Annotated in this window: 1 protein-coding gene; it reads right to left on the bottom strand. The window is 43.6% G+C overall.

What is annotated here, in order from left to right:
- Positions 1 to 236: Ig-like domain-containing protein (locus H4J69_RS19845; RefSeq protein ID WP_182252067.1), on the bottom strand; the 236-nt coding region annotated here is incomplete at both ends.

Genomic DNA, 236 nt, shown 5'->3' with positions numbered 1-236 from the left:
ACAGTAAAGCTGGTGACGGTCATTGGACCGTCTGCTGTTTCAGCATTATCTAACACATTGCCCGTGGCGGTTGTATCTTCAGCTATCGTGACAGTTTCACTATCATCACTTAAATCTGACACTGGAGTTACTGAAATTGTTAAAGTTGAAATTTCTGTGTCACCAGCACCATCGGTAATGGTGTAACTGATCACTGGCACGGCACCGTTGAAGTTGTCATTGGGTGTAAAAGTGTA

Origin of the sequence: Colwellia sp. BRX10-9, assembly GCF_014077405.1 — a bacterium.
Lineage (GTDB): Bacteria > Pseudomonadota > Gammaproteobacteria > Enterobacterales > Alteromonadaceae > Colwellia_A.
The sequence above is the reverse complement of the archived record's forward strand: the minus strand, read 5'-3'. Positions and strand labels throughout refer to the sequence as shown.